Here is a 26,004-nt window from a genome sequence, read left to right as displayed (position 1 = left end):
TAAAATACACTCAAATTATAATTACCAGAACCTATAACTATTATGGGAAGAGCATTTGAATTCAGGAAAGCCCGGAAGTTTAAAAGATGGGATAAAATGTCTAAAGCCTTTTCGCGACTGGGCAAAGAAATAGTAATAGCGGTTAAAGAAGGTGGCCCTAACCCAGAAGGTAATGCACGTTTACGCACCGCAATCCAGAATGCGAAGGGCGTTAACATGCCCAAAGATAGGGTAGAAGCAGCTATTAAACGGGCCTCGTCTAAAGAAGAGAAAGATTACGAAGAAATTGTTTACGAAGGCTACGGGCCTTACGGCATTGCCATTTTAATTGAAGCCGCTACTGATAATATTAACCGCACGGTTGCCAACATTCGGGTATATCTTTCCCGGTCTGGTGGCAGTCTAGGTAAAACCGGTTCACTCGATTTTATTTTCACGCGCAAAGGTATATTCCGGTTACCCGCCGAAAATATTAACCTGGAAGAACTGGAACTTGATTTAATAGATTATGGTGCCGATGATATTTACGAACACGAAGGTGAAATAATTATTGAAACGGCTTTTACTGATTTTGGCGCCATGCAGAAAGCTTTAGAAGAAAGAGGCTTACCCGTTACTACCGCCGAACTGCAGCGCATACCCAATACCCGCACCGAATTAACCGATGAACAAGCGGAAGAAATTGAGGAACTGCTGGAGAAAATAGAAGAAGATGATGATGTACAGGCTGTATATCACAATATGAAATAAGTGGATAACGTTAGAGGAACTAACTGAATAACTTATTAGTTGGGTTTAGATAATTAACTAAGAAACAGCCTATTTCATGAAAAAACTGCTCTTGTTTTTAACATTATTCCTCTTCCTGTTTGCTTATGCCGAAGCTGCTAAACCCAAGCGTTATGGCTTTACTGCTTCCTTCCGTGTTCCACGTGCAACAAAAGAAATTTTACTCGATTCTACCTTGTCCTGGATCAGAGAAAACTTACCTACTAATCAGTTTTATTTGCGCGATATTAACGAAACTGAGAGCTACGTAACTTACCGGGCAACCAACAAAGGCGACTTTGGTAAAGTATCTTATGACCTTACTTTTTATGCCAAAAAGAACGTAGTTGATATGGTGGTAGATAATGTGGTGCATTCCAGAAGCGGGCGTTTACCCCGTGAGCTCCGCACCAAAGGAACACCTAAGCATAAGACCAAGCAATATTTAACTTCCTTGTCCCGCGATTTAGGGCATCATTTAAGAAGGCTAAAAGGCTCCCGCGAAATGGCTTTTGTAAATTAGTGAATTTACTTTTGTAAGAATTAGGAACGCCTGGTAAATGCCGGGCGTTTGTTTTTTTAGTTAGTGCCAGCTATAGGCATTTAACCAAGCTGCTAATTTTAACTAACCAAAATTTCCATAATTCGTTACCTCTACCTGTTACTTAAAAATATTACCTATTATTTACCCTTATTTTATGAACGAGAAATTTGCCGTAATTTTTGATATGGATGGTGTAATCATCGATAGCAATCCTTACCACCAAGAGGCCTGGCTACAGTTTGCCGAAAAATATAATGTTGCGTTAAAAGAAGAAGAAGTACCGGAAAAGATTTTTGGAAAGACTAATACCACTGCTTTGCGCGATGTTTTTCAACGGGAATTCAGCCCCGAAGAAAACTTTAAAATGGGCGAAGAAAAAGAAGCTATTTACCGCGAACTACACGGCAAAGATATGGAGCCTATTACGGGGTTTCGGGAATTTATTCAAATGCTGAAGGACAACGGCATTCCCATGGCCGTAGCTACCAATGCCCCGGTATCTAACGTCGATTTTATTATGGAGAAAATTGGCCTGCGCGATTATTTTAGTGTGGTAATAGATGCCAGCTCTGTTAAACACGGCAAGCCTGATCCGGAAATTTACCTGAAATCGGCAGAGCGCTTAGGTGTGCCGCCCGAGCATTGTATTGTAATGGAAGATTCGGTGCCGGGTGCCGAAGCTGGCATAAGAGCCGGTATGAAAGTAGTGACTATTACAACTTCGCATTCCAAAGAAGAACTAAACCATACCGATTTGGTAATAGATGGCTACGAAGAATTAACCATGGAAAAACTAATATCTTTGTTCGACTAAAAAGAACAAAGCAAAAATATTCCTCACTTAACCTATCAACCCATGCCCGCACATCCGTGGCTCGAATTTGCTAAACGCGTACAAGCCCTGGCCCAAGCCGGCCTTACATACGCCGAAAATAGTTATGATCAGGAGCGCTACCAGGAACTTAGTGATATAAGCGTGGCCATGCTGGCCGAACTCACTGGCGAAGAAGTACCCCGGATTAAAGAATTATTTACCAACGAAATTGGTTACCAAACGCCAAAAACCGATGTGCGGGCAGTTGTTTTTCAGGAAGGCAAAATTCTGATGGTGCGCGAAAAGATAGATAATTGCTGGTCGTTGCCCGGAGGCTGGGCCGATGTGGGGTTTTCGCCGGGCGAAGTGGCTGTAAAAGAAACCCGCGAAGAAGCCGGTTTAGAAGTGAAACCAGTAAAAATATTAGCTGTCCTCGACAAAAAATACCATCCGCATCCGCCCTCGCCGTACCATACCTACAAAATATTTATTCAGTGCGAAATTATTGGTGGCTCTTTGCAACAAGGTTCCGAAACTTTAGCTGTTGAATATTTTAATAGCACGGAATTACCCGAATTATCTACTGAACGTGGTACAGCATCGCAGGTGCAACTTATGTTCGAGTTCCTGGATAACCCAGATAAAGCAACAATTTTTGACTAAGCTAGATTTTTGTTAATCGTTTTTCAGGCTTAGTTTAGAAAGTAATTTATATTCCTCTGCAGCTACAAAGCTTACTGCTGAAATCATTTTCCTGCTCAAAATAAAAGCAAGAGTAGGGATAGAAGCATTTATAAATTGCTTCGGAAATTTCCATGTTAATTGTTTGCGCGATGTACATATAAGAAATATATCGTTGCTAAAAGAAGAATAAGAAGGCCATTCTGAATATTGTTGCGATCACAAGGCAAGCCATACATCTAAGCGTCTAATCAGGAAGTAGTGGTTTTAATATAGGTTAAATCTTTCGGGTAAGATTTTCGTAAATATTTTGTAAAACCAATATTTATACGAACCCTAATAACCCGAACTATGAAAAAACTAGCAATATGGAGTTACAGTCTGGCTTTAAGTGCCGTTATTTTGGCCTGCGAATCCCGGACTACCACCCAAACCACAACTACCACGGATGGCAACGATACCACCACGGTAACCCGCCGTACTACCAAAGCCTCCGATGAACTGGAAGAATTTCGGGGCTGGGTGAAAAATAAAGCTGACCGCACCGATAGCGCTGCCCGGGAAAACTGGCCCGAAGTAAAAGAAGACTTTAAACGCCGTACAGCCCGCCTCGACAGCAAAGCGGATAGCTTATCGGCAGAGGCTAGGGCCGAATACAACCGGTTAAAAGCAGAATATCAAATCTGGGAAGAGAAAAATGCGCAACGTGCTTCGCAGCCTTTAGACCCGAATAAATTGCGGCAGTGGGAGCAGGAATTATTAGGCCCTACGAAAGAATTAACCACCTTAACGGCCGCCGATATGCGCGAAACGTATTTATTGTTTATGGGTATTGTGCGGGCGAAAAAGAACAAATGGACCCAGGACGATTGGGATTATGTAGATAATGTGTATGCGCGGCTGAACGACCGCAAAGAAGAATTAGAAGGCGGCTTATCTACGGCAGATAGGCTTAAAATTAAATCGTTGCAAGCGGAATATTTAGCTTTGGAAGCTACCCACGATGCCAAAGATTTGTACCAGCACGTTCGGAAATAAAAAATATTCTTTTGGTAAGCAAAGCCTGTTATAGTACATAACAGGCTTTTTTATTAGTTTACACCTGAATATTTGCAAATCTATAATCTGCTGCCAAATAATTAACCGGAACGGCTTTGGTAATTATTTGATCAGCTAGCCTCAACCAATATCAGGTAACCAATATGCGGGTAAAACTGCTTCTTGCGCTCTTTTGCTTAGCCAGTCCGGCAGCTTTCTCCCAAACCGGTACCAACCCGCCATCGGTAAAATGGCGGCAAATAAATACCGAAAGTTTTAAAATAATATTTCCGGCCGAACTGGAGCAGGAAGGACAGCGCATGGCCAACACCATGCAATATATTCATAAGCCGCTGTCGGGATCGCTGGGCCACGCGCCGCATAAAATTCCGTTGGTGTTGCAAAACCAGGGGGTTATTTCTAACGGCTTTGTAGCTTTATCGCCGCGCCGCAGCGAATTTTATACCACTGCCCCGCAGAACTACAACTTAGGCGGTACCAATAACTGGCTAAATTTATTGGCCATGCACGAGTTCCGGCACATGGTGCAGTACGAAAAAGCTTACCACAGCCGCGTTAAGCTGGCCTATTATCCTTTCGGGCAGAATGGTATATTGGCTTTGAGCAACGCCGCCGTGCCGAGTTGGTTCTGGGAAGGCGACGCCGTAGCCACCGAAACAGCATTCTCGCCGAGTGGCCGCGGGCGTATTCCGGATTTTGATTTATTGTTCCGGACTATTTTGCTCGAACGCAAACCTTACAGTTACAACAAGCAGCATTTAGGTTCTTTCCGCGACAATGTACCCAACCATTATGTTACCGGCTACCACCTGGTTACGCACCTGCGCCGCAAAGCCGGTACCGATATTTGGGGAAAAGTGATGCAGCAAGCCCTGGATCAGTTTTATGTGCCGTTCACCTTTTCGCGAGCCATGCGCCAGCAGGCCGGCAAACGGTTAACCCCTACTTACCGCGCCATGACCCACGAACTGGATTCGCTCTGGACCCAACAAGCTAATAGCTTACCCGAGACACCGGCTACTATTTTAACCCAGCGCCGCAACCGCACTTACACCGATTATTTATACCCGCAGCCTTTATCCGACGGCGGCATTATTGCTATTAAAAGTGGGTTGAGCGATATACAGACTTTTGTGCGTTTAGATGCCGATGGTGGCAACGAACGCAAAATATTTACGCCGGGTATTTTAACGAGCAACGGTATGCTTTCGGTGGTAGACGATAAAATTGTCTGGAGCGAATACGAGTACGATCCGCGCTGGGATACCCGCAACTACTCCGTAATAAAAACTTACGACTTAGAAACCGGAACTTACCAGGTACTTAAACGCCAGACCCGCTTGGCTGCTCCGGCTTTTTCGCCCAACGCCCACACCATTGCCGCTATTGAGGTAAACACCCAAAATATTAATTCGCTGGTTTTGTTAGATGCCGATACTGGCGAGGAACTAAAGCGCTGGCCTAGTCCGGAAAACGATTTTATTTCGATGCCGCGGTGGGCACCCGATGGAAAAAGCGTTGTGTTGCTGCGCACCCGAAATAATACCCGCACCATTGCCCAGGTTGCTATAGAAACCGGCACCTTCACCGATTTAATACCACCCACCTCCGAAAATATTGGGCACCCGGTTATCACCGATAAACATGTTTTCTATAATTCGCCTTACAACGGCATTGAAAATATTTATGCAATAGATTTAAGTACCCGCCAGCAATACCAGGTGGCTTCCCGCCGCTATGCTGGCATAAATCCGGCCGTAACTGCCAATGGAAAAGGAATATTGTTCAACGATTTTTCTTTAAGCGGGTACAACATTGCTACCATGCCGCTCAGCCCGGCCAATTGGACGCCACTAGAGAAGGTTGTTCGGAGTAAAGTAAATTATTACGAGCCATTAGTGGAGCAGGAGGGAACCCCTAATATTCTGGCCGATGTGCCAGCCAAAACGTACCCTGTTCAGAAATATAGCCGCCTGAAACATATTTTTAACCCGCATAGCTGGATGCCGAGCCTGGACCCGGAAGGTAATTCTGTTTCGCTGGCTATATTATCCCAGGATATTCTGAGTACGGCGGTATCGACGGTAGGCTACACCCGCAATTTAAGTGAAAGCAGCAGCCGGGTATTTGCCGGTGTTAGTTACCTGGGTTATTACCCGGTAATTAATTTAAACGGTGCTACCGGTTACCGTGTCACCCAGGAAAACGACTCGACTTACCAGTGGCGCGAAAAAAATATTACCGCTGGTCTGGCTTTGCCGCTCAACCTGACCCGCTCTAAATATTTGCAATCTTTAACTCTAGCCACCAATGCCCAAATTAATAGCATCTCGGATTTTTACCGGCCCCGCCGCCTTTTAACCGAACAAGCTAACGGCATTTTGCGCAATGTTAATTATTCGGCCAGCTACAACCGGGTACTGCGCCAAAGCCGTCGCGATTTGGCGGGTCGCTTCGAGCAGCGGGCTTCTTTGTATTACAACCATACACCTTTTGGTGGCGACTATAGCGGCGAAATTTTTACGGCGACTACCCGGCTGGCTTTCCCGGGTTTGTTTAAGCACCACTCGCTACAGTTAACCGGTAATTACCAGAAAGAAGATACCCACGATTATATATTTAGCAGCCCCATGCGGTTTGTCAGGGGTTATGGTTACCGGCCGCACGACGAATTCTACGGGGGCTCGGTGCAGTACAAGTTTCCGGTGTTTTATCCTGATTTTGCACTCGGCCCATTCTTCTATTTTCAGCGCCTGAAGAGCAATATTTTTTATGATTACGGCCACGGCGAACGCTACGACCGGCGAAACCGAGTCAACCGAAATTATACTTATCAATCAGTCGGGTTGGAGCTTACCACCGATTTTAATTTCATGCGCTTACAAGGCGTTTTATTTGATGCCGGTGTACGGGTGCTTTATCGGCCAGATACCCAAAAACCTTCTATAGAATTTATTGTGGGTGAGTTTAATTTATAAGAACATTGTGAAAGTGAGTAGTTGATTATCTTCCACGAATAAACTTTACCTCGCGCGAGCGTCTCGCTCGTGTGGAATATCTTCTGGCCTCTGGCCACTTTAATATTTTGTTGAAGTTTCAATACCCGTTTAGTTTGGATAGAAAACAGCTAAATACAAAAACACCAGTTTAGACGTCTAGCTGAGGAAAAGAGTAATTCGAAAAATAGCAGTTAAATACCTGGTATATAATAGAATAGAAGAATATTTCTTGTGGATAAGTAGGAGTTGTAACAAAAAAAACTCCGGCTAAAAACAAATTGCTTTTAACCGGAGGTTTTTTGTTGATAAATAGATATCCACAAAGATTATTTATTGCTTATTGGCTCCTGTAGTAGTTTGAATGGCTAATTCGTCTTTGCTTTTAGCTTCCAGTTCGGCTAGTGTCCAGGCTTTGGTGCGGTTAGCATGGGCAGTTCTGATTCTCTTTACTTCTTCGGGCATAACAGCGGCTGAAACAGTAGGCCGGATTGTAAAACCATTCGCCTTGCTCGCGGAAGGTGGCGCCATGCCGGGTTGCACACCACCGTAATTGCGGGGCGGGGGGCCGCCAAACTCATGGCGAATATAACTGACAATGCCCGCTATCCATTCATCGCTGTTCTCCGCCATAGCCGGCATTACACTCGCATACGTTTTGCCATCTACCGGACCCGATAAGCCATGCATTACAATCCGGATAGCAGTATTTTTTTCGAGGAAGCCAAGACGCTTAGAGTCTTTAAGCGGCGGTGCGGCCATGCTGCTGCCGGCAACCGCTAATCCTTTGCCATCAGCGCCGTGGCAAGAAGCACACAACGATTTAAAAGTAGCGGCGCCCTGTAATATTAAGCTGCGGTCAGCGGCAGGTAAGTTAGCCAGTTTGCTGCCGAAATTTTTGGTATTTTCGTTCTTAACTAAAGCCGTTTGGGTAGCTACCAGCATCTCGTTATTAGCGTTTATGTCCAAAATATGTTTAGTAATGGCTTTCGCAGCCGGGGCTTTACTTTCGTACAATGATAAAAGCAACTGTACCCGTACATCGTAGCTGGCATCGTTCTGAAGCTTAGCTACTTCGGCCAGCATTGGGGCATCATTCTGCTTTAAATAAGGTTCACTTATCCACACGGCAGTTTTTCTTACTTGCGGATGTTCGTCTCTTAAAGCAATTGTTAATGTTTCTTTATCCACCGCTTCTAAACCTTCCAATGTCCATAGTGCATGAATGCGGGCCAAGTGGCTTGGGGTTTTGGATTTTCCAATGGCTTGGCCCGAAATAATGCTTTTCAAGGCGGGAACCACCGATTTATCCTGCTTTACAATTATTTGTTTCTGCGCATTATCGCGCCACCAACCGTTCGGGTGGTCGAGGTAAGTCAGGAGTTCTGCACTGGTTTGGTTTAGGAGTTGGGGCTTAGGTGCCTTGGTGCGGGCGGTGCTGTTGTGTACCAGGCGGTAAATACGGCCGTGACCAACATTTTTATCTAAGCCTAAACTATCAATCCGCTGGCGCAGAAAGGAGCCGGGTTTAGTCCAGTTGCCTTGCTGAATAATTCCCCGGTGCATATCCACAATATACAGGTTCCCATCAGGGCCGGTTGCGGTATTTACCGGCCGGAAATTCATATCAGAAGAAGCTATAAACTCCTGACGGTCATAGGCATTCTCTAAAGTGGTTTTACCGTTGTTGTTGATAACTTTCGCACGGCGGATAATACGGGCCACCGGTTCGCAAACAATATAATCGCCGCGTAAATCAACTGGTAACCGGTCGCCGCGGTAAATAGATTGTCCACAAGAAGCGGTGAAGTGGTTCAGGGTTACATCCGGCCGTAAGCGCGGAAAGCCGCCTTGTACATCGGGGGTAGCAATAATGGGCCATACTTCCTGAAACTCGGCACTGTACTGGTCTGGGAACTCCAAGCCGCCGTAAACCGGATTTATCTGAAAGCCAGAAGCCGGAATTTCGCCGCCCGCCCGCGAATAATAGATGCGGCCGTAATCGTCGTGGGTTACGCCCCATTGCCCACCCGAACCGCTGGTCATGGTATCTACCTGCATGGTGCCGTTGGTATACCGCAAACGTACTGGGTCGTAGGTCATGTACATCCAGTTATCCAGGTTCCAATCTAAGCCGCTGCGCTGGTGTTCCATGTTGGCGCCGTTTACATCGTACTTATCGTTCTGGTAAACTAATTTTTTCTGGTCGGCTTTGCCGTCGCCGTCTGTATCGCGATAGCTATGAATATTAATGGTATTGGTTTCGTTTACCAGCAGCTCGTCGTTTACGCATTGTATCATCCGGGGCAAAAGCAGTTTATCAATAAACACCGAGCTTTTATCCATTTTACCGTCGTTGTTCGTGTCTTCTAACCTGGTAATGCGACTAATGGGCTGGCGTTCGCCACTGGCATCGGCATCCTGCATGTAAGTCAGCATTTCGGCCACATACAAACGACCATTTCCGTCCCAGGCTATGGCTACCGGTTCCTTAATCATGGGTTCACTAGCCACCAGTTCCAGTTTGTAGCCAGCCGGCACGTGAATGGTTTTCATGCTTTCCTGCGGCGATAAATAAGCCGGCGAAGGTTTTGGATTAAATTCGGGCATTGCATTGGCCGTATCGCCGGAAGTACCTTGGGGTGGCTGACAGGAGAGTACCAGCAGGGAGCAAGCCAGCAGACTCAGGAACGATTGATTTTTTTTCATTTTAAATATTAGTGGTGGTAAAAGCAGCCTTAAAATAAACACAGGCCTTATCAGGAATTTAATTTATGGTCTTTCGTGGTAATAAGCTGTGTTTTATTATTTTAAAGCAGTTTGTAATTTATACAAAATAAAATATTGATGCCGTAATTTTTTAGAACTTGATAGTAACTGCACAAAAAAACCTGCCGGTTTAGAGCAGGTTTTTAGAGATAATAAATATTTAGGTTGGCTACTTTTCTAAACTGCCGGAATAATCCTGCAAAAATAACCCAATGCGGTCGATGGTTTGAGCCAATTCTTCTACAGTAGGCAGAAATACTACCCTAAAGTGATCCGGCTGCGGCCAGTTAAAACCGGTACCATGTACTACTAATATTTTCTGATCGATTAATAAATCTAACGCAAATTGCTGGTCGTCTTTAATATTAAATTTTTCGACATCAATCTTCGGGAACATGTAAAAAGCACCCTTTGGTTTAACGCAGGTAATACCCGGAATTTGGGTTAGCTTTTCGTAAGCCGCATCGCGTTGCCGGCGCAAACGACCAGTGGGTAATACCAAATCTTTTATACTCTGGTAACCACCCAAAGCCGTCTGGATGGCAAACTGCGAAGGCACGTTGCTGCACAGGCGCATACTGGCCAGGGCGGTAATACCTTCTATGTAAGATTTGGCCCGGTACTTGGCGCCGCTCACAATCAGCCAGCCGGCCCGGAAACCGGCCGCCCGGTAATTTTTAGACAAGCCGCTAAATGTCAGAAACAAAATATCATCTGAGAAAGTGGCCGGCGAAAAATGAACCGCATCGTCGTACAAAATTCGGTCGTAAATCTCATCCGAAAAAATAATCAGGTTATGGCGTTCCGCAATAGCTACCATTTGCCGCAATACTTCTTCGGAATATACCGCGCCGGTTGGGTTGTTGGGGTTAATAATAACCATGCCTTTGGTGCGGGGCGTAATTTTACTTTCCAAATCGGCTAAGTCGGGGTACCAGTCGGCCGCTTCGTCGCACCGGTAATGCACGGCTTTGCCGCCCGCCAGGTTAACCGAGGCAGTCCAAAGCGGGTAATCCGGGGCCGGAATCAATATTTCGTCGCCGTTGTTCAGCAGGGCTTGCATCGAGAGTAATATTAACTCGCTAACACCGTTGCCTATATAAATATCGTCTATTTGCACGTTAGGTATGCCTTTGCGCTGGCAATCGTGCATTACGGCTTTGCGCGCCGCGAATAATCCTTTAGAATCGGTGTAGCCTTGCGCTCGCCGGATATTAATAATTACATCGTGAATAATCTCGTCGGGGGCATCAAAGCCAAAAGGGGCCGGATTGCCGATATTCAGGCGGGTAATTTTGTAGCCTTGCATTTCGAGCTCCAGCGCTTTTTCAAATATCGGACCGCGAATTTCGTAAAAAACGTTCAGCAGCCGGTTACTTTTCTGAATCATGGAATTAAAATTTGGGCTTAAAGGTAAAAATTAGTTTTAAGCTTCAAACCATTAGTAGTTAGTTTTTAGGTATTTGAAAAGCTTTTTATTACATTAGAATTATTGAATATTGTAACATCTTATTCGTTAAGGGAGTAAGTGAGGCGTCTACCTGCTTAGAATATTTTGAAAGTGTATACTGGTTGTTTTTTAAATAAAATTCCTTTCCGGGTTTTATTACTGATAAGTTTTTGGGGAATACTGGCCAGTTGCGAACGCCACAGGGCACCACATAAAATTGTGGTGTTTAAAGCGCCGGTGGTGTTGCCCGAAGATACCATTAAATACCCCAACGCCTTAATTACTACTTTAAATCGGCGCAACGATTGGGTCGATTCGGTGTTCCGGACGTTAACGCCGGCCCAACGGATTGCGCAGCTCATGATTGTAGAAGCTTTCCCGAATAATGGCAAAAAAAACGAGGAAGATGTTTTAAACTTAATTAAACGCTACCGGGTAGGCGGCATAATATTTTTTCAGGGTGGCCCGGTGCGGCAAGCCAAACTCACGAATAAATTTCAGGCGGCTTCTAAAGTACCTTTGCTCATCAGCATGGATGCGGAATCGGGCGTGGGGATGCGCATGGATAGCGCCATGCAGTACCCGCTGCCCATGTTACTGGGCGCCATAAACAACGACAGCCTGATTTACCGGATGGGCACCGAGATTGCTTACGAGTTTAAGCGCCTGGGTATGCACCTTAATTTCGCGCCAGTGGTTGATATTAACAATAACCCGAATAACCCGGTTATTAGTTACCGATCTTTCGGCGAAAATAAAAAAGATGTTACTTCTAAAAGCCTGGCGTATATGCTGGGGATGCAGGAACACGGTATTATTGCTACTGCCAAGCATTTTCCGGGCCACGGCGATACCGATGTTGATTCGCATTTAGATTTGCCGGTAATTAACTATGGCCGCGAGCGGCTAGATACGCTGGAACTTTATCCTTTCCGGGAACTGATTAGGAGCGGGGTAGGCGGTATTATGGTGGCGCACATGCATTTGCCCCAACTCGATTCATCGGTTCAGAATATTCCTACTACTTTATCGCGGCCGGTGGTTACCCATTTATTAAAGCGCGAGCTCGATTTTTCGGGGCTGATTATTACCGATGCTATGGTAATGAAAGGCGTTACCAAATATTTTAAATCGGGCGAGGCCGAAGTAATGGCTTTGGTTGCAGGCAACGATATTCTGGAACGTTTGGTAAGTGTGCCGGTGGCGATAAAAGCTATTCAGGAGGCAATCCGGGAAGGTAAAATTAGCCAGGCCGAAATAGACCGGCGGTGCAAAAAGGTACTAGCAGCTAAATATTGGGTGGGTTTAAACCGGTATAAGCCCGTACCATTGCCCAATATTTACCAGGATTTGCATACATCGCGGGCGCACGAAACCAACCGGCGTTTAGCCGAAGGCGCTATTACGATGCTGCACAACAAGCGTAATATTTTGCCCTTAGAAAAGCCTAAACGTAAGAAACAGAAAATAGCCGTGCTAGCCGTGGGCGCCGCCCGTCCTACTTTTTTTCAGCGTAAACTAGCCGAACGGACTCCCATAGAAGCCTTTTGGTTGCCGCGCCGCAGCACCAAAAAAAACCGCGATATATTAACAAAGAAGCTTAATAAACACAGCCGGGTAATTATTGCTATTTACGGTCCCAGCATCCGCCCCAGTAATCATTTGGGTTTATCTAAAGAAGAAAGAGATTTGGTAGATAAGTTAATCCGGGATAAGCAGGTAATTGTAACTTTATTTGATAATGCTTACACGCTTAACCAGTTTTCGGATATGGCCAGAACCAATGGCCTGATTGTAGGTTATCAGCAATTGCCGGCGGTGCAGGAAGCCGCAGCCAAACTTATTTTTGGCGAAATAAAGCCCAACGGTAAACTGCCGGTAACGGTAAACAGCCACTTCCGGTACGGCGATGGTTTGTAAGAATAATGGCTATAACTACTTATAAAAAAAGAAACCCGCTGTTTCCGGCGGGCTTCTTTATATAATCAGAAACGTAATACTAGTGCTGGGCGTCGTGGGCTTCTTCTTTTACTTCTTCACCAGCTTTGTTAACACCTTCGGTGGTCGCATCAACGGCCTGATCGGTGTTGGCTCCTAAAGAATCGGCTGAAGCTTCGGCATCTGCTTCAATCGCATCACCGGTATTTTCAATGGCGTCGCCGGTATTTTCAGTAGCATTCTCGGTATTTTTGGTTTCGCAGGCTGCAAAAGAGAAAGTTGCTACTAAAGCTATGAACGAAAATTTTACTAATTTTTTCATCATCTTAGAATTTATTTTCTCTTTATACCAGAAATATAGAAAAGTAACCCGCCGTTTTAGAAAATTTTAAATTTTTTAGTTTTTTAATTGAATCTACTATTCTTATTTAGTGCAGGCGCAACGGCAATATTAACCGGAAGCATTATTTTCGTCTTTTTCTGATTCAACTGGGTTTAAGCGGCTAATTAATATTTAATCCCGCTTGGCTTGGTTTACTTCTTCTCTTACTTCATCCCGCGCTTTTCGGGCACCTTCTTTCATTTCGTCACCGGCTTTTTCTAATTTATCACCGGCTTTACGGGCAGCCTCTTTGGTTTCATCAGCAGCTTCTCCCAGATTTTCTTCTATTTCTTCGCCGGCATTTTCCAAGTCTCTTTCCACGGCATCGCCGGTATTTTCAGCGGCGCGCTCGGTATTGCTATCGCAGGCGGCAAAAGCAAAAGTGCCCATAAAGGCAAAAAATAATATTTTAGTTAGCTTCTTCATAGTTTTAAATATTAGTACACAGGGGGTTTATACGATAAATGCGTTGCTTTTCCTGTTATTATTTCAAGATTAGGTTTTTCACACCTGAAAGCAAAACAAAAATATTTACCCAAAACTTAAATAATACCCTTCAGTTTGGCCCATTGCACCGCAATTAAGGTTTTGGCATCGTTGAATATTTTATCTTTTAGCTCGGCTTTGGTTAGTTCTATTAATTTTATTTTTTCGTTTTCACCATCAGCGCCACCGCCTTCGCCTACTTTACGGCTTACTTCGGCGTAATACACGTGCAGCTTTTCGGCAAAAGCGCCCGGCGAAGGATAAAAATTAATAACCGGCTCCAGTTTATCTACGGCGTAGCCCGATTCTTCCTCAATTTCCCGAATCATGGCCTCTTCGGGGCTTTCGCCTTCTTTATCCAGCAGGCCAGCCACTAACTCCAGCATGTCCTGGTTTACGGCCGGCCGGAATTGCTTTACAAAAATAAATTTATCTTTTTGGGTATCGTACAGCAAAGCGGCTACAGCATTGCCGGTTACAAATACTTCCCGGTCAAAAGTTTTGCCATCGTCTTCGTAGGTTATTTTGTAGAGCTTAAAAAAGCCGTCGTATACAGTTTTTCTATTTATTTCTTTCATAAAATATTAGCTGATTCTAAAATACGCCGGGTTCTATACGCAAAAAGCCGGCAGAAGGCCGGCTTTCTGATTAATGTGTTTTTATTTGCAGAAATGGAGTAATCTGCCATTTACATAAACCGAAAAACAATCAACCTTAATCAATCTTTGTTGTGGGTAGAGTTAGCGTAGCGCTCTACCCACTTTACGGAAAGCCAATCTCTGATTGGCGTATCTTCAAAAATCGACCACGTACAACTATGTCTGATTCTGACTGTAGTGCTCCTATGTTGCAAATTTAAGTTATGGTTAACTAATTTTTTGGCTGTTCCAGATTGTTTAATACGCCAATCAGAGATTGGCTTTCCATAAAGTACGTAGAGCGCTACGCTAACTCTACGCACAACAGCGCAAAAATCAGCAACTAGCCATTAACCACCAGCAATTAAAACTCAATGCGGTAATTCAGTACCGGTATTAAGCCGCTCATGGTAGAAGTTTTAATGGTTTCGGTTTCCAGGTCAAAATATTGGTTGTACACATTCAGGCGGTTGGTAGCATTTTGTAAATCCAACGACAAAATATAAGAAGCCTTGGGTTTGTTCTTGCGGTAGCTTACCCTAATATCGGTCCGGAAATAATCAGCGGCTTGCAAGGTATTGCGCTTATCTTGTACATAAACGGCTTTGTTCTGCGTGCGCGATTTTTCTAAATCTACGGGGGTATAGCGGTTGCCACCGGCCCAGTTTAAGCGGAAGTTTACGCCAATTAAATTTGTTTTCTGGTTACCAACTTTAAATTCCTTACCAATTAACGCATTTAACAAATGCTGACCATTAAACCGGGTATCAAATTCCTGGCCGTTGCTAGCCGTATATTTAGAATTATAAAGCGAACCGGTTATTAAAAAGTAATAATTCTTGGTAAAGAATTTTTCCAGGGTCATTTCTACCCCGTAGTTTTTGCCCCTGCCAGTATTTATCAAAGAATCAGTGGTAAAGCCATCGGTTGCGTTTAACGCCGATTCAGTATTGGTCTGGTTGGCCCACACGGGTACGTTGTATAAACTTTGGTAATAGCTTTCTACTTTCAGGCGCAGGTCTTCGCGCAACTGGTTATCGTAAGATATTACATAGTGCTTAGATTTGGTAAACCCAAGTTCTTTGTTGGGGTAGCTGAGCTGACCGTTCGCCAAAGGCTTTTCGGCAAAGTACAGGTTCATCGATTCGTGGCGGCTGTGCACCCCAAACCCGGCGCCCAACGATTGGGTAGGCGAGAAGTTCCATTTCAGGCCCAAACGTGGTTCTACCGAAGTATTACCATTTAAAGCCAGCGAGATAGCGTGCAAACCGGTATTCAGCGTCCATTTTTCGGCAAAGCGATATTTCCATTGGCCATAAGCTTGCCACAAGCCGGTGCGGCCATCGTTGCTTACATAGCGCTGCAGTTCGTGCTCATCGTTGTTGGTACCTTCGGAGAATAAATCGAAACCCAGGTTGCTGTAAATAATACCGGTGCGTAACGTATGGCGGGCGTTAAATTTTTGGTTGTACAGTACCGAAGCCCGGCCGGTAATATTATTAAATTGGTGGCGGTAAATCAGGTTTGGGCTGAATTCGGTACTGAGCGAATCCTGGCGGTATTCGTTGCGGCTGCCCGAGAACGTAATAGCCGATTCTAAGTAAGCATTATTCGGCAGGAAATAAGTATGCGAAATGCCGGTGGCGGCCATACTCGAAATAAATTTATCGTCGTAATTATCCCAACGGTTTTGCCATTTGGTTACATCGCGCGCGGCTTCTATATTTTGCTGGCTGTGGCCACCAATGCCCCACACCGAAAATACCCCGGCTTTAGCGGTTGGTAAATGCAGTTTATAAGAGAAGTCCTGGAAATCGAGGGCACCATCGCCGGCAATATTTACCCCTATTTTATTTAAAATGGCGAGGGTAGAGTAGCGGTAATTAACCAGGTAAGAACCTTTATAACCAGCTTTAAACGGACCTTCAGCAGCAAAATCCAAACCTAGTACGCCCGCTTGTAAAGCGTATTCGCGTTTTTCGTTGTTGCCGCGCCGGAGTTTAATATCGAATACCCCCGATAAAGCATTGCCGTACTCGGCCGGGAAAGCACCGGTATAAAAATCAGAATTATCGAGCATGTTTACACTCAAAATACTAACGCCACCGCCCGAAGCACCTTCTTCGCCGAAATGGTTCGGGTTGGGAACTTCTACGCCTTCGATGCGCCACAAAACGCCGCGCGGCGAGTTACCCCGCACTACAATTTCGTTGCTGGTATCGTCGGTGCTTCCTACGCCGGCGTATGATTGCGCTGCCCGGGCCGGGTCGTTGATGCTGGCGGCGTAGCGTTTAGTTTCTTCTACCGAAATTGAGCGGGCGCTTAGAGTAGCCATTTCGTTCAGCGGTACGCCTTTTTCCTGTTCGCCCGTAATTACCACTTCGTTCATTTGCCGGATAGATTCAATCAGGCCAATATTTAACACCAGTTCTTTACCGGAACCCAATAATAATTCGGGTAAAACCTGCTCTTCGTAGCCTAAATAATTTATTTTTAGGGTATGGCGACCCACCGGAACACGCTCTATTTTAAAGTAGCCGTCGCTGTCGGTAATAGTGCCTTTCAATGGTTCGGTAGAGGTAATGGCTATAGAGGCGCCAATGAGCGGCTCCTGCGATTCTTTGTCGAGTACCCGGCCGCGGATGGTTTGGGTAAGGGTTTGGGCATGGGCCTGTAGCCCCAATAAGAGCAACAGGCATACGATTACATATACAAAACGATTTTTTTGAAACATGATTTAAATGGGTTAGGATTATTAGGGTCGTGCACCGGCAACTGCTTAAACTTTGCCAATTGCACCTGATTCTTATATTGCGAGTGGCGCTGAGTCCTTAAATACCGGATCTTAATAGCTAAATACCGGATTTCGGATATTCAGTAAGGTGGGGTTTAGGGGCGTTAAACGTCTTCGGCCAGTTGGCATTTACCCGGTTGTATTAAAACCGGACAGCTAATTGTCCGTTACCGGGCAGCGACTACGCTAAGGCGCTTTACTTCCGGCTGGTTGACGACCAAGTTGCCGTATAATTTCTTTTCTGCCGCTGTTCTTGCTTGTGCTGGCGCAAATATTCCTTTTGAGAAATTTCCCAGCCGCGCTGGTAATCCTGGGCAATGGTTACGGAAGTGATATTTTGTTTCATAGTCGTATTTTTTAGGCAATAAGGGTCGGGAGTGACTGAAAAGCCGCTTTGAATTATTTAGCTTAAGAAATGGATTATGCTGGAGTAGGGCGGAGGTTAAAACCGGAGACCGGCGTTAAAGCCAATCCACATTTTTACATTGGTAATACCGGCGGTGTGATCGTAAATTGTTTTAGAAACCAAGCCAGAACCTATTTTATCGGAACCCGGCGCCTCGTACTGCGATACCATTACATTATAAGTAGGACCACCAAATAAGGCCAGGTGCTTGGCAAATTGCAGGGTACCCAGTAAGCGGAATTTATTCAGCAGGTTTAGTTGATCCGCTTCTAAAAAACCATCCGGAAAATTCTCGTAGCTTTCTTCAATTACGTTGTAAGACATCAGGTCGGTATTCAATTTAAGTAATTTCGAAATTGGCCATTCCGCGCCAAACCCAAAACCGTAGGCCCATCTTTTCTCATCTTCGAGTTCGGCTGCCAAAGCTATCATGGAATAGAATTTCTGCACGCCCAATTTGTAGGTAAAGTTGGCATCGAAGTCATCGGCGGTGTAAAATTCTGCTCTTTTGTAGCCGCCGTGCTTTACAAAATTAAATATTCCAATAGGTACCCCCGAAATACTATCAGCAATGTTGAAAACCCCAATCTGGGAGCCTTTTACGTTGCGGGCAATATTCATGAAACCAGCCATTTGCGTGCCGTGTACGGTTTGTGCCCGGTTTAAAAATCCGGCACCCTGCACGCCCTTTACGTCCTGGGCCAGGTTCATAAAGCCGGCAAATTGGGTGCCTTTCACTTCACCGTTAGCAATATTCATAAACCCCGCAAACTGGGCACCTTTCATGGCACTTCCTCCATTCCGGACGAAAGCCAAATTCCGGTGTTCCGGTTTATTCTGCACAATATTCATGAAGCCGCTGAATTGCGCGCCGTTTACATAGCTTTTCTGGATGCTGGCCAGGCCGGTAAAATCAACTGTTTCCAAACCTTTGGCGGTACCAATAAGCAAATGTGCCGATACGCCATTTACGTACTGGTTAGCTTGCGTTCCGTTGGTGCTAATCGGGTAAATAATGCCAAAGTGCGTTGGCTTTATTTCGGTGGTATCGGCGGGCGATGCTTCGTTTTTCCGGTCCAGTTTAATGTTTTTCAGCTTTTCCAGGAAAGATGGTTTTTGCTCAGCGGTAGCCGTTTTCGGCGTGGTTTCGGTAGTCGCGTTACTGTCGGCGGTTACAGTAGTATTACTGGTTGGTGCTGGTTGTTCTGCTGGCGTATTGGCCGGGGTGGTTTCGGTTTTGAGCTGGCTGGCCGAAGTATTACCTTTCGGTTCGGGCGTTGGTGCCTGGCTGGTACTTGCTTTTACCGCTGGTTTAGGTTTGTTTTCGGGAGTAGCCGGCGGTAATTTTTGTAAAGTAGAGGCTTTGGGGGTACTTTTGGGAAACCCTTTTTTAATTATTACCTGGCCATTGCTTTCGCGGTAGCCCAAATCTGTACCCGACAGCAATACGTCCAGCACTTCAGCCAGCGGCTTCTCTTTAATTTCAACCGAATATTTCTTTTTCGCCGGCAAGGCATTGTTCATGTACGAAAAGCGAAAAGGATATTTTTGCTCAATTTTTTGCAGTACCTGGGGCAGGGTAGCTTCCCGTACCTCAAGCGAAACCTTTTTTTGCAGGTTCTGCGCTAGGGCGTAGCCCGAAAGTAAAAGGCATAGAAATCCTGTTATGAAAAATTTTGTTCTCATTCTTAAATTTAATTAAATAATTTAAAGATTTTTTTAGAAGATTAGTCGTAGCAACCTGCTCCCGAAATTAGGTATTGCGTTCCGTTTTGAGTTATGCTCAGATTGCCTGTTTCGGCGAGTATGGCTAGTACTTCTTTTAGCTCCGGATGCTGGAAAGAAGTAGTAAACCGGCAATTTTTTAAAGCATTGTTTTTAAATTGAATAGTAATTCCAAAATAATTTTCGAGTTCAGTAGCCAACGTTTCCAGACGGGTATCCCGAAATATTAAACTTTGGGTTTTCCAGGCCTGAAAATTGGGGCTTGGAATGGGTTGTTTGACGGCACGCACGGTTGTGTTATTAGCTATTACCCCTTCCTGACCCGGTTCCAGAAATACGGCATCGTCGGTGCTGGTTTTGGCAAAAGCTACTTTACCCGTTACTACCTGCACTTTTACCGGCTCTTTGGCATAGGCCCTTAAGTTAAAAGAAGTGCCTATTACTTCGGTTTTGGTGCCGGCTGCAAAAATGGTAAACCGTTTGCCTTCGGCTTTAGCTACCTCAAAAAAAGCTTCTCCTTTTAGCCGTACTGTCCGGTTTTCCTTCTGAAAATTGGTTGGGTACGAGAAAGTACTGTTTTTATTTAAGGCCACCTGACTGCCATCGGCTAAATGAATAATTTTGGTTTCGTTGGGGCCAGTACTGACTTCCGTCCAGCTTACCTGATTCTCCTGGGCCGTGTTAGAAGTCCAGTACAGGCCGGCTACCAGCAATAAGGCAACTGTGGCCGCCGCAACCCACATACTATAAGCTGGTTTTTTTACCGGTGGCGCTATGGTGCGGGCCTGCACCCGCACCTGAAACCGCTGCCAACCCTTTTCTACATCTGGTTCGTACGCGCTGCCCGGTGAGCCCGTGCGTGACCATACCTGCTCCGCCTTCCGGAATGCTTCTTCGTTTTCTTTTACCGAGGCCGTATTTTGCCGGACCCAGCTTTTTTCATCTTCCGAGGCATTCCCGCTGACGTAACTGGCTAGTTTTTCCCAGAGTGTTTGCGGGTTGTTATTCATTTATAGCTATAAAACCAATTTGGAGCCTTGCCTTACCAGGCAGATTGTTTAAAGCAAATTAAAGCAAATTAATCGGCTTTTGTTACCCGGCCGCTGCCCGAAATAGAAGTATCTACAGTAGGGTTGCCGCGGTACTGCACATTACCCGAACCACTGATTTTTGCCTTTAAGTGGTTGCTTACCGTTAATTCGCACCGCCCCGAACCGCTTACATTTACATCGGCAGTTTTGGTAGTCAGGCCAAAAGCTTTTATTTTTCCGGAACCCGAAATCTGAATATCAAAATCGTTGGCATCGCCGTTCAGGTTAATATTTGCCGAACCAGATACTTGGGTTTTAATTTCATCGGCGCTTTTCAGGTTTAAATCAATGGTATTGCTGCCCGAAGCCTCAATCTCGAAATCGTTTACATCCCAATCGGTTAAGCCCCGTACGGTGTTAGAACCCGATACCTCAATTTCGGTTAATTCCGGCGTAGTAATATAAATCCGGACGGGTTTGTGCGCTTTAACCCGGTTACGGTCGTATTTAATAATTAATTTACGATCTCTTACCTGGGTCGAAAGTTCGTTCAGGATATTTTCCTGGCCTTCGAGCAGAATATCTTTGGCGGGGCCCTGGGTTAAATAAACTTCAAAATCGCCGCCCATGCTAATTTCATCAAAAGCACCTACCGGGCGGGTTAAGGAAATGGTATCGCCTTTGCCGCGTAATGCTTCCTCGTCGCAGGCGGTAAATAAAAAGGCGGGGGCTAATAAAAAAAGAGCAGTAATGGTTTTTTGTGCGAAATAGCTTTTCATAGTTTTAAAGGTTTTCTGGTTGTTTTTTAATTAGGTCGATAATTTGTTCCAATAATAAAACAGCGGGCCCTTGCTGTCTTCTTCTATAAAACAATTAAAGGCGGGCTTACCCTACCTTGGTACCAGAAAAAAATTAAAAATATTTTAGAAGGGTTAACTAAGCAGGAATAAAAGTAGTCCTACGAGGTATTCGCGCAGGTTTTCGCGGAGGCGCTGCAACGCAATGCCCATGTGTTTTTCCACTGATTTAATTGAAATATCGAGCCGGTCGGCAATTTCTTTGTAGCTTAATTCTTCGAAACGGCTAAGAGAAAAGACCAGGCGGGTTTTAGGTGGCAGCGCTTCAATAGCGGCAAATATTTGCGATTCGGTTTCGGCAAAATCTAAACTTTTTTCCGCGGAGTCCTCGCCCGGCACAACCTCCAATATTGCCATATCGGTATTTTGCTTTTGTTTTTTCAGGAAATTAAGGGCCGTATTGTAGCACGAACGGTACAGATACGATTGGATGGCCTCATTCATTTGGAGCTGCTCGCGTATTTCCCAAACTTTCAGGAATACTTCCTGCACAATATCTTCGGCCAGGCTATCGTCGCGCAGAATGCGGTAAAGGCTTTTGCACAGGCCCGCGTAATACTGCCGGAAAAGCAATTCTACTTTTTCTTCCGGAGTATGGTGCTGGTACAGCGAAACAACTTTGCCGCTGGGGCTTTCTACTTTCATGAAAGGAGTGCAAAACTTTCACAAAAGTATTTTATTTATTTTTAATAGTATAATTATTGTACCACGATGTTGGGCTAGCCAAGCAAAATTAACTTTATTTTAACCAGGCCAGCGCAGTAGCTTCGTTATCGAAGAATTTCATTTCGAAAAGATTAATTTTGGTAATCTGCTGGTGAATATTCTCGACAGCCATTTGATTAAAAATATCTTCTGAGGTGAGTACCGCAAATTTGCGCAACGAAGAGGTAGCCATAATCGGAATTATTTCCTGGGAAAACCAATCCTGATCGGCTTTGCGCACCGCTTTCATTTTGCGGTTATCGGTTAACCAGAACTGTGGCTTTTCTTCCTGAATTAATTTAATGCATTCCAGTACACTGTTGCGGTGTTCTTCGCCGCTCGCAAAACCCGTCCAAACGGGGTGGCCCAGGCTGTCGGCCTCATGGTAATATAAGGTCAGGTAATTATTTTGGAAATAAATTATTGCCATTGGCTCATCATGCTATATTTCTCGTCGAGCCATTGGGTAGCCTCTTTTTCGTTTTTAAAATATTGGTGGTCGAACTTAATCTGGTCGTGAGCCCGTACAAAAAGGTTTTCGATGGCCATGCGGTTAAAAATATCTTCCGAAACCAGGGTAGCCATTTTGCGCAACGACGAAGCCACAATTTTGGGTACCAGATAAGCTTGTATCCATTCCTGATCTTTTTGCCGGATAGCTTTCATTTTGCGGTTATCGGCCAGCCAGTACAGCGGCTTTTCCTCATCTAAGAGCCGGGTGCATTGTTCAATTGCCTGGCGCAGCGTTTCGCCGCTTAAAAAGCCGTTCCATACAGCCCGCACAGTCTGATGCTGCCGATTATAATAAAGGGTCAGACAATCGTCTTTAAAGTAAACTTCTTCCATAGTATTTTCGGCTAGATGCACGCAAACATCAGGTAATACAATAGCAGTCCGCTTTTGAATTATACTCTTTTAAACGGGCTTGGTTCACCTTGATTTCCCACTTTTTATAAACAGCATTATGTTGAAAAGTAAGTTTGTTTATTTAATAAAAATAGCTTAAAGCAACTGTGTTTTAAACCAATTCAACTACTGCTCCAGGCCCTGGTATTAAGCCATTCCTAAACTTTATCAAGAAATAATTAGTTGATAATCAAAGCGCTACTAAAATATTGGCTGAACCAGGCTCAGAATTTAGTTTAAACTATGCCGCCAGTTTTTGCTGTTAAGTTTAAATAATTTAAAATAATGTAGCAAAAGAAAGTAGTTTTTGGTCTGGAAGGCTTAAGCGTTTAATAAAGCTTTAAAAAACAAAAACGGAAGCAAGCGGAATAGCACCAATTGGTTTTTAAAACAATATTTAGCCCTTAATATTTAAACTGGTGGCATGAAAAATATTCCGGGCCCTTAACTTGGAACATAATATTCCGGGGACAAAAGAGTTTATTTAGATCATGGCGAACTTTAAAGAAAAATCTTTTTTAAGATCTATCCGGCGAAAAGTTATTGCTGCTTTTCTGATTGGGGCAGTAGCGCTGGGTTCGTTCTGGGTGGTAACGCGGCTTGGTTTCACCGAAATGCTGTATGCCGTTAAAGAAGTTTCGGCGCCCAACGAAAAGCTGCAAATTGTAAATAATCTTTTTCACCACGTTTCGCAACTCGACCAACTACAAAAAGTTAATGTCATCCGGAAACCGGCGAAGGCAAGCCAGGCATTTAAGCAGGAGTCAGCTTATTTAATTCAAACCATTGATTCGTTGCGGCAATTAAGCGCCGGTAATGCCTTGCAGTTGCAGCAACTCGATTCGATGCAGGCGATTCTGCGTTCCCGCGATAAATTATTGAAGAGTTACTTAGACCTGCGGGCAGATTTTGTGCACAACGACGCTTTAACCAAACGCATTAATGCCATTTCAAAATTTATTGCGAAAAACAAACCCAAAGTAGATAGCAGTATTATTACCACCAACCAAAAAGTTACCACTACAACCGTTATTCCAACGGAATCCCAGGTAGAAATTCACCGGAAACAGCCGTTTTTAAGTCGTTTATTTGGCGGCCGCAAAGGTGAAAAATTGCCGCCGGCCCTGAAGTACGTGGAAGAAGAATTAAAAGTGCAGGTAGATACGCTCTCGGTGGCCCGGCAGGACAGCGCCCTGTGGCAGGTAGAAAAAATGATGCGCCGCATTGAGCGTGAACAACACGCCCGCACCACCAAATTATTAAACCGGGAATTAGCTTTGGTAAATTCTGGTAATCAGTTGCATAAGCAGTTATTGGTATTGCTGCATACCATCGAGGCCGAAGAAATAAAACAGGTAAAACAGCATAACCGCCTGGCCACCGAAGCCATGAACGCCAGCATCGGTCGCATTAATATTATCATGATCTGCTTTTTTATAGGAGCGGCAGCACTGGTTTATTTTATATTTATTGATATTTCGCGCAGCCATAAATACCGGCGGCAGTTGCTTATTGCCAAAGAAGAAGCCGAAAGTGCCCGCGAAGAAGCCGAGCAGTTGGGCCGGGTAAAACAACGGTTTTTGGCTAATATGAGCCACGAAATACGTACACCGTTGCAGGCCATTCTGGGTTTTGCCGAGCAGGTGCGCCATCAAAAGCAACCCGAACCCGCCGCCGTTGCCGCTATTTACCAGTCATCGGAACATTTATTGCAGATTGTGAACGAAGTGCTGGATTACAGCCGGATTGTTTCGGATAAGTTTACGTTGGAGCAACAACCTTTTTGTATGCAGCAACTAATAACCGAGGTAATCGAAACCATGCGGCTGCCGGCCCAAAACAAAAATCTGCCTTTGCGTCTGGAAAGCAGTTTGCCGGAGGCTGATATCTTTGTGGGTGATGCTTTCCGGTTACGCCAAATCCTGTATAACCTGCTGGGTAATGCAATTAAATTTACCGCCGCCGGCGAAGTAAAACTAATTATCCGGCATCAAAATATTGGCGAACATTGCGAGTTTAGTTTTGAAGTAAAAGATACCGGTATTGGTATTCCAGCGGCCGAACTAGACCACATATTTAATTCTTTCGAGCAAGCGAATGCCTCGGTGGCCCGTACGCACGGTGGCACCGGTTTAGGGTTGAGTATTGTTAAAACCTTGATCCAACTGCAGGGCGGGAATATTTTTGTTGAAAGCCAGCCCGGTGTTGGTTCCAGTTTCAGGTTTAACTTAACGTATGCAATTGCCCAACCCGAAGCTGTTGCGGAACAGAGCCAGTCGGGTTTACCGGCGCCAGGCAAACGGCAAGGTAAAATATTGGTGGTAGATGATGATGCTTTTATTCTGCAACTGTGCGCGGCTATTTTGCAAAAACACCAGTTAGCTAATATTTGCACCTCCGATGCCTTGGCAGTAGCTAACCAGGTGTGGGACGAAGAAATAAAATTAGTATTGCTCGATATCCGGATGCCGCAATTAAACGGCCTGGAGTTATGCCAGACCCTGCGGCAGCGCATTGGCACCAATGCTAAAATATACGCCTTAACGGCCCAGGCACTGCCCGAAGAACGGGATGCGATTCTGGCTCAAGGCTTTGACGGCATTTTAATGAAGCCGTTCCGGGAACAGGAATTATTAGCCTTGGTGCAACAACACTTACCCCCCTTAGAATTAAACTGTGCGGAAGCAACTAATGATAATTTAGCAGAGCCCGACTTAGCCGGATTGCTTCAAATGACCGGTGGCAACGAAGATTTGCTGGATAAAATATTGCACCAATTTATCCGGGATACCCAACAGGATCTGGAAAATTTGAATACCTATTTAGAAGCAGGTTTAGTGGAACCAATAAGCGAACTGGTACACCGACTGGCGGGCCGCACCGGGCAAATGGGTGCTGTGGCTTTAGCGGCCCGTTTACGCGCCATTGAAGCAGCGTTAAATCAACAAGAACCTTTGGCCGGGCTACTGGCCGAAATAATAGCTTTACAGGTTGCCGTAAAAGAGTTGGTAAAAAATATTCAACGCAAAGTAAATTCCCTGGCGGCCGTTTAAAG

Annotated in this window: 21 protein-coding genes; 8 read left to right on the top strand and 13 right to left on the bottom strand. The window is 44.9% G+C overall.

What is annotated here, in order from left to right:
• Window positions 1–42: 42 nt before the first annotated feature.
• The 6 genes from F0145_RS11240 (at window position 43) to F0145_RS11215 (ending at window position 6,844) form a co-directional block, all read left to right on the top strand.
• Entirely contained in the window at window positions 43–750 is a 708-nt protein-coding gene (locus tag F0145_RS11240) for a YebC/PmpR family DNA-binding transcriptional regulator (RefSeq protein ID WP_150088503.1), read from the top strand.
• A gap of 76 nt (window positions 751–826) precedes the next feature.
• The gene (locus tag F0145_RS11235; RefSeq protein ID WP_150088502.1) at window positions 827–1,291 is read left to right on the top strand and encodes a hypothetical protein; all 465 of its coding nucleotides are present in this window, start codon (window positions 827–829) and stop codon (window positions 1,289–1,291) included.
• A gap of 175 nt (window positions 1,292–1,466) precedes the next feature.
• On the top strand, window positions 1,467–2,126 hold the full coding sequence (locus tag F0145_RS11230) for an HAD family hydrolase (RefSeq protein WP_150088501.1): 660 nt from the start codon (window positions 1,467–1,469) through the stop codon (window positions 2,124–2,126).
• Window positions 2,127–2,168: 42 nt separating this feature from the next.
• A complete protein-coding gene (locus F0145_RS11225; protein WP_150088500.1) occupies window positions 2,169–2,789 on the top strand; it encodes an NUDIX hydrolase in 621 nt (206 codons plus the stop codon).
• A gap of 369 nt (window positions 2,790–3,158) precedes the next feature.
• Window positions 3,159–3,845 (top strand): hypothetical protein, encoded by a 687-nt coding sequence (locus tag F0145_RS11220; protein ID WP_150088499.1) that lies wholly within the window; start codon window positions 3,159–3,161, stop codon window positions 3,843–3,845.
• A 164-nt stretch (window positions 3,846–4,009) separates the two neighbouring features.
• Window positions 4,010–6,844 carry a TolB family protein gene (locus F0145_RS11215; RefSeq protein ID WP_150088498.1) on the top strand — a complete coding sequence of 945 codons (2,835 nt, stop codon included), beginning with the start codon at window positions 4,010–4,012 and terminating at the stop codon, window positions 6,842–6,844.
• 351 nt (window positions 6,845–7,195) lie between these two features.
• Here F0145_RS11215 and F0145_RS11210 read toward each other — a convergent pair whose 3' ends face one another.
• Together F0145_RS11210 and F0145_RS11205 are read right to left on the bottom strand one after the other, a co-directional pair.
• Complete coding sequence (locus F0145_RS11210) at window positions 7,196–9,571, bottom strand: DUF7133 domain-containing protein (RefSeq protein ID WP_150088497.1); 2,376 nt, start codon at window positions 9,569–9,571, stop codon at window positions 7,196–7,198.
• 229 nt (window positions 9,572–9,800) lie between these two features.
• Window positions 9,801–11,021 (bottom strand): pyridoxal phosphate-dependent aminotransferase, encoded by a 1,221-nt coding sequence (locus tag F0145_RS11205; RefSeq protein ID WP_150088496.1) that lies wholly within the window; start codon window positions 11,019–11,021, stop codon window positions 9,801–9,803.
• 171 nt (window positions 11,022–11,192) lie between these two features.
• On the opposite strand from F0145_RS11205, the gene F0145_RS11200 reads away from it, so the two are divergent.
• Window positions 11,193–13,001: a glycoside hydrolase family 3 protein gene (locus F0145_RS11200; RefSeq protein WP_223815996.1), complete on the top strand. Its 1,809-nt coding sequence runs from the start codon at window positions 11,193–11,195 to the stop codon at window positions 12,999–13,001.
• 79 nt (window positions 13,002–13,080) lie between these two features.
• Here F0145_RS11200 and F0145_RS11195 read toward each other — a convergent pair whose 3' ends face one another.
• The 11 genes from F0145_RS11195 to F0145_RS11150 all read right to left on the bottom strand — a co-directional run bounded on the left by F0145_RS11195 (window position 13,081) and on the right by F0145_RS11150 (window position 22,889).
• Window positions 13,081–13,344: a hypothetical protein gene (locus F0145_RS11195; protein WP_150088494.1), complete on the bottom strand. Its 264-nt coding sequence runs from the start codon at window positions 13,342–13,344 to the stop codon at window positions 13,081–13,083.
• 189 nt (window positions 13,345–13,533) lie between these two features.
• Window positions 13,534–13,827 carry a hypothetical protein gene (locus F0145_RS11190; protein WP_150088493.1) on the bottom strand — a complete coding sequence of 98 codons (294 nt, stop codon included), beginning with the start codon at window positions 13,825–13,827 and terminating at the stop codon, window positions 13,534–13,536.
• Window positions 13,828–13,943: 116 nt separating this feature from the next.
• Window positions 13,944–14,465: an NUDIX domain-containing protein gene (locus F0145_RS11185; protein WP_150088492.1), complete on the bottom strand. Its 522-nt coding sequence runs from the start codon at window positions 14,463–14,465 to the stop codon at window positions 13,944–13,946.
• Window positions 14,466–14,889: 424 nt separating this feature from the next.
• A complete protein-coding gene (locus F0145_RS11180) occupies window positions 14,890–17,259 on the bottom strand; it encodes a TonB-dependent receptor (RefSeq protein ID WP_150088491.1) in 2,370 nt (789 codons plus the stop codon).
• 256 nt (window positions 17,260–17,515) lie between these two features.
• Complete coding sequence (locus tag F0145_RS26190; RefSeq protein ID WP_190277529.1) at window positions 17,516–17,665, bottom strand: hypothetical protein; 150 nt, start codon at window positions 17,663–17,665, stop codon at window positions 17,516–17,518.
• A gap of 96 nt (window positions 17,666–17,761) precedes the next feature.
• Complete coding sequence (locus F0145_RS11175; RefSeq protein WP_150088490.1) at window positions 17,762–19,411, bottom strand: FecR domain-containing protein; 1,650 nt, start codon at window positions 19,409–19,411, stop codon at window positions 17,762–17,764.
• Between the two features lie 41 nt (window positions 19,412–19,452).
• Entirely contained in the window at window positions 19,453–20,460 is a 1,008-nt protein-coding gene (locus F0145_RS11170; protein WP_150088489.1) for a FecR family protein, read from the bottom strand.
• Window positions 20,461–20,528: 68 nt separating this feature from the next.
• Window positions 20,529–21,260: a head GIN domain-containing protein gene (locus tag F0145_RS11165; RefSeq protein ID WP_150088488.1), complete on the bottom strand. Its 732-nt coding sequence runs from the start codon at window positions 21,258–21,260 to the stop codon at window positions 20,529–20,531.
• Window positions 21,261–21,413: 153 nt separating this feature from the next.
• Window positions 21,414–21,983, bottom strand: a complete 570-nt coding sequence (locus F0145_RS11160; RefSeq protein ID WP_150088487.1) for an RNA polymerase sigma-70 factor — start codon at window positions 21,981–21,983, stop codon at window positions 21,414–21,416.
• 94 nt (window positions 21,984–22,077) lie between these two features.
• Window positions 22,078–22,473: an STAS/SEC14 domain-containing protein gene (locus tag F0145_RS11155; RefSeq protein WP_150088486.1), complete on the bottom strand. Its 396-nt coding sequence runs from the start codon at window positions 22,471–22,473 to the stop codon at window positions 22,078–22,080.
• Entirely contained in the window at window positions 22,464–22,889 is a 426-nt protein-coding gene (locus F0145_RS11150; RefSeq protein WP_150088485.1) for an STAS/SEC14 domain-containing protein, read from the bottom strand. Before F0145_RS11150 ends, F0145_RS11155 begins: the two co-directional genes overlap by 10 nt.
• A gap of 551 nt (window positions 22,890–23,440) precedes the next feature.
• Between F0145_RS11150 and F0145_RS11145 the strand changes: the two genes are divergently transcribed.
• Window positions 23,441–26,002: an ATP-binding protein gene (locus F0145_RS11145; RefSeq protein WP_150088484.1), complete on the top strand. Its 2,562-nt coding sequence runs from the start codon at window positions 23,441–23,443 to the stop codon at window positions 26,000–26,002.
• Window positions 26,003–26,004 lie beyond the last annotated feature (2 nt).

The organism is Adhaeribacter rhizoryzae (assembly GCF_008629685.1).
GTDB classification, from domain to species: Bacteria; Bacteroidota; Bacteroidia; order Cytophagales; family Hymenobacteraceae; genus Adhaeribacter; species Adhaeribacter rhizoryzae.
Note: the sequence above shows the minus strand (reverse complement) of the source record. Positions and strands in the feature narration are given on the sequence as shown.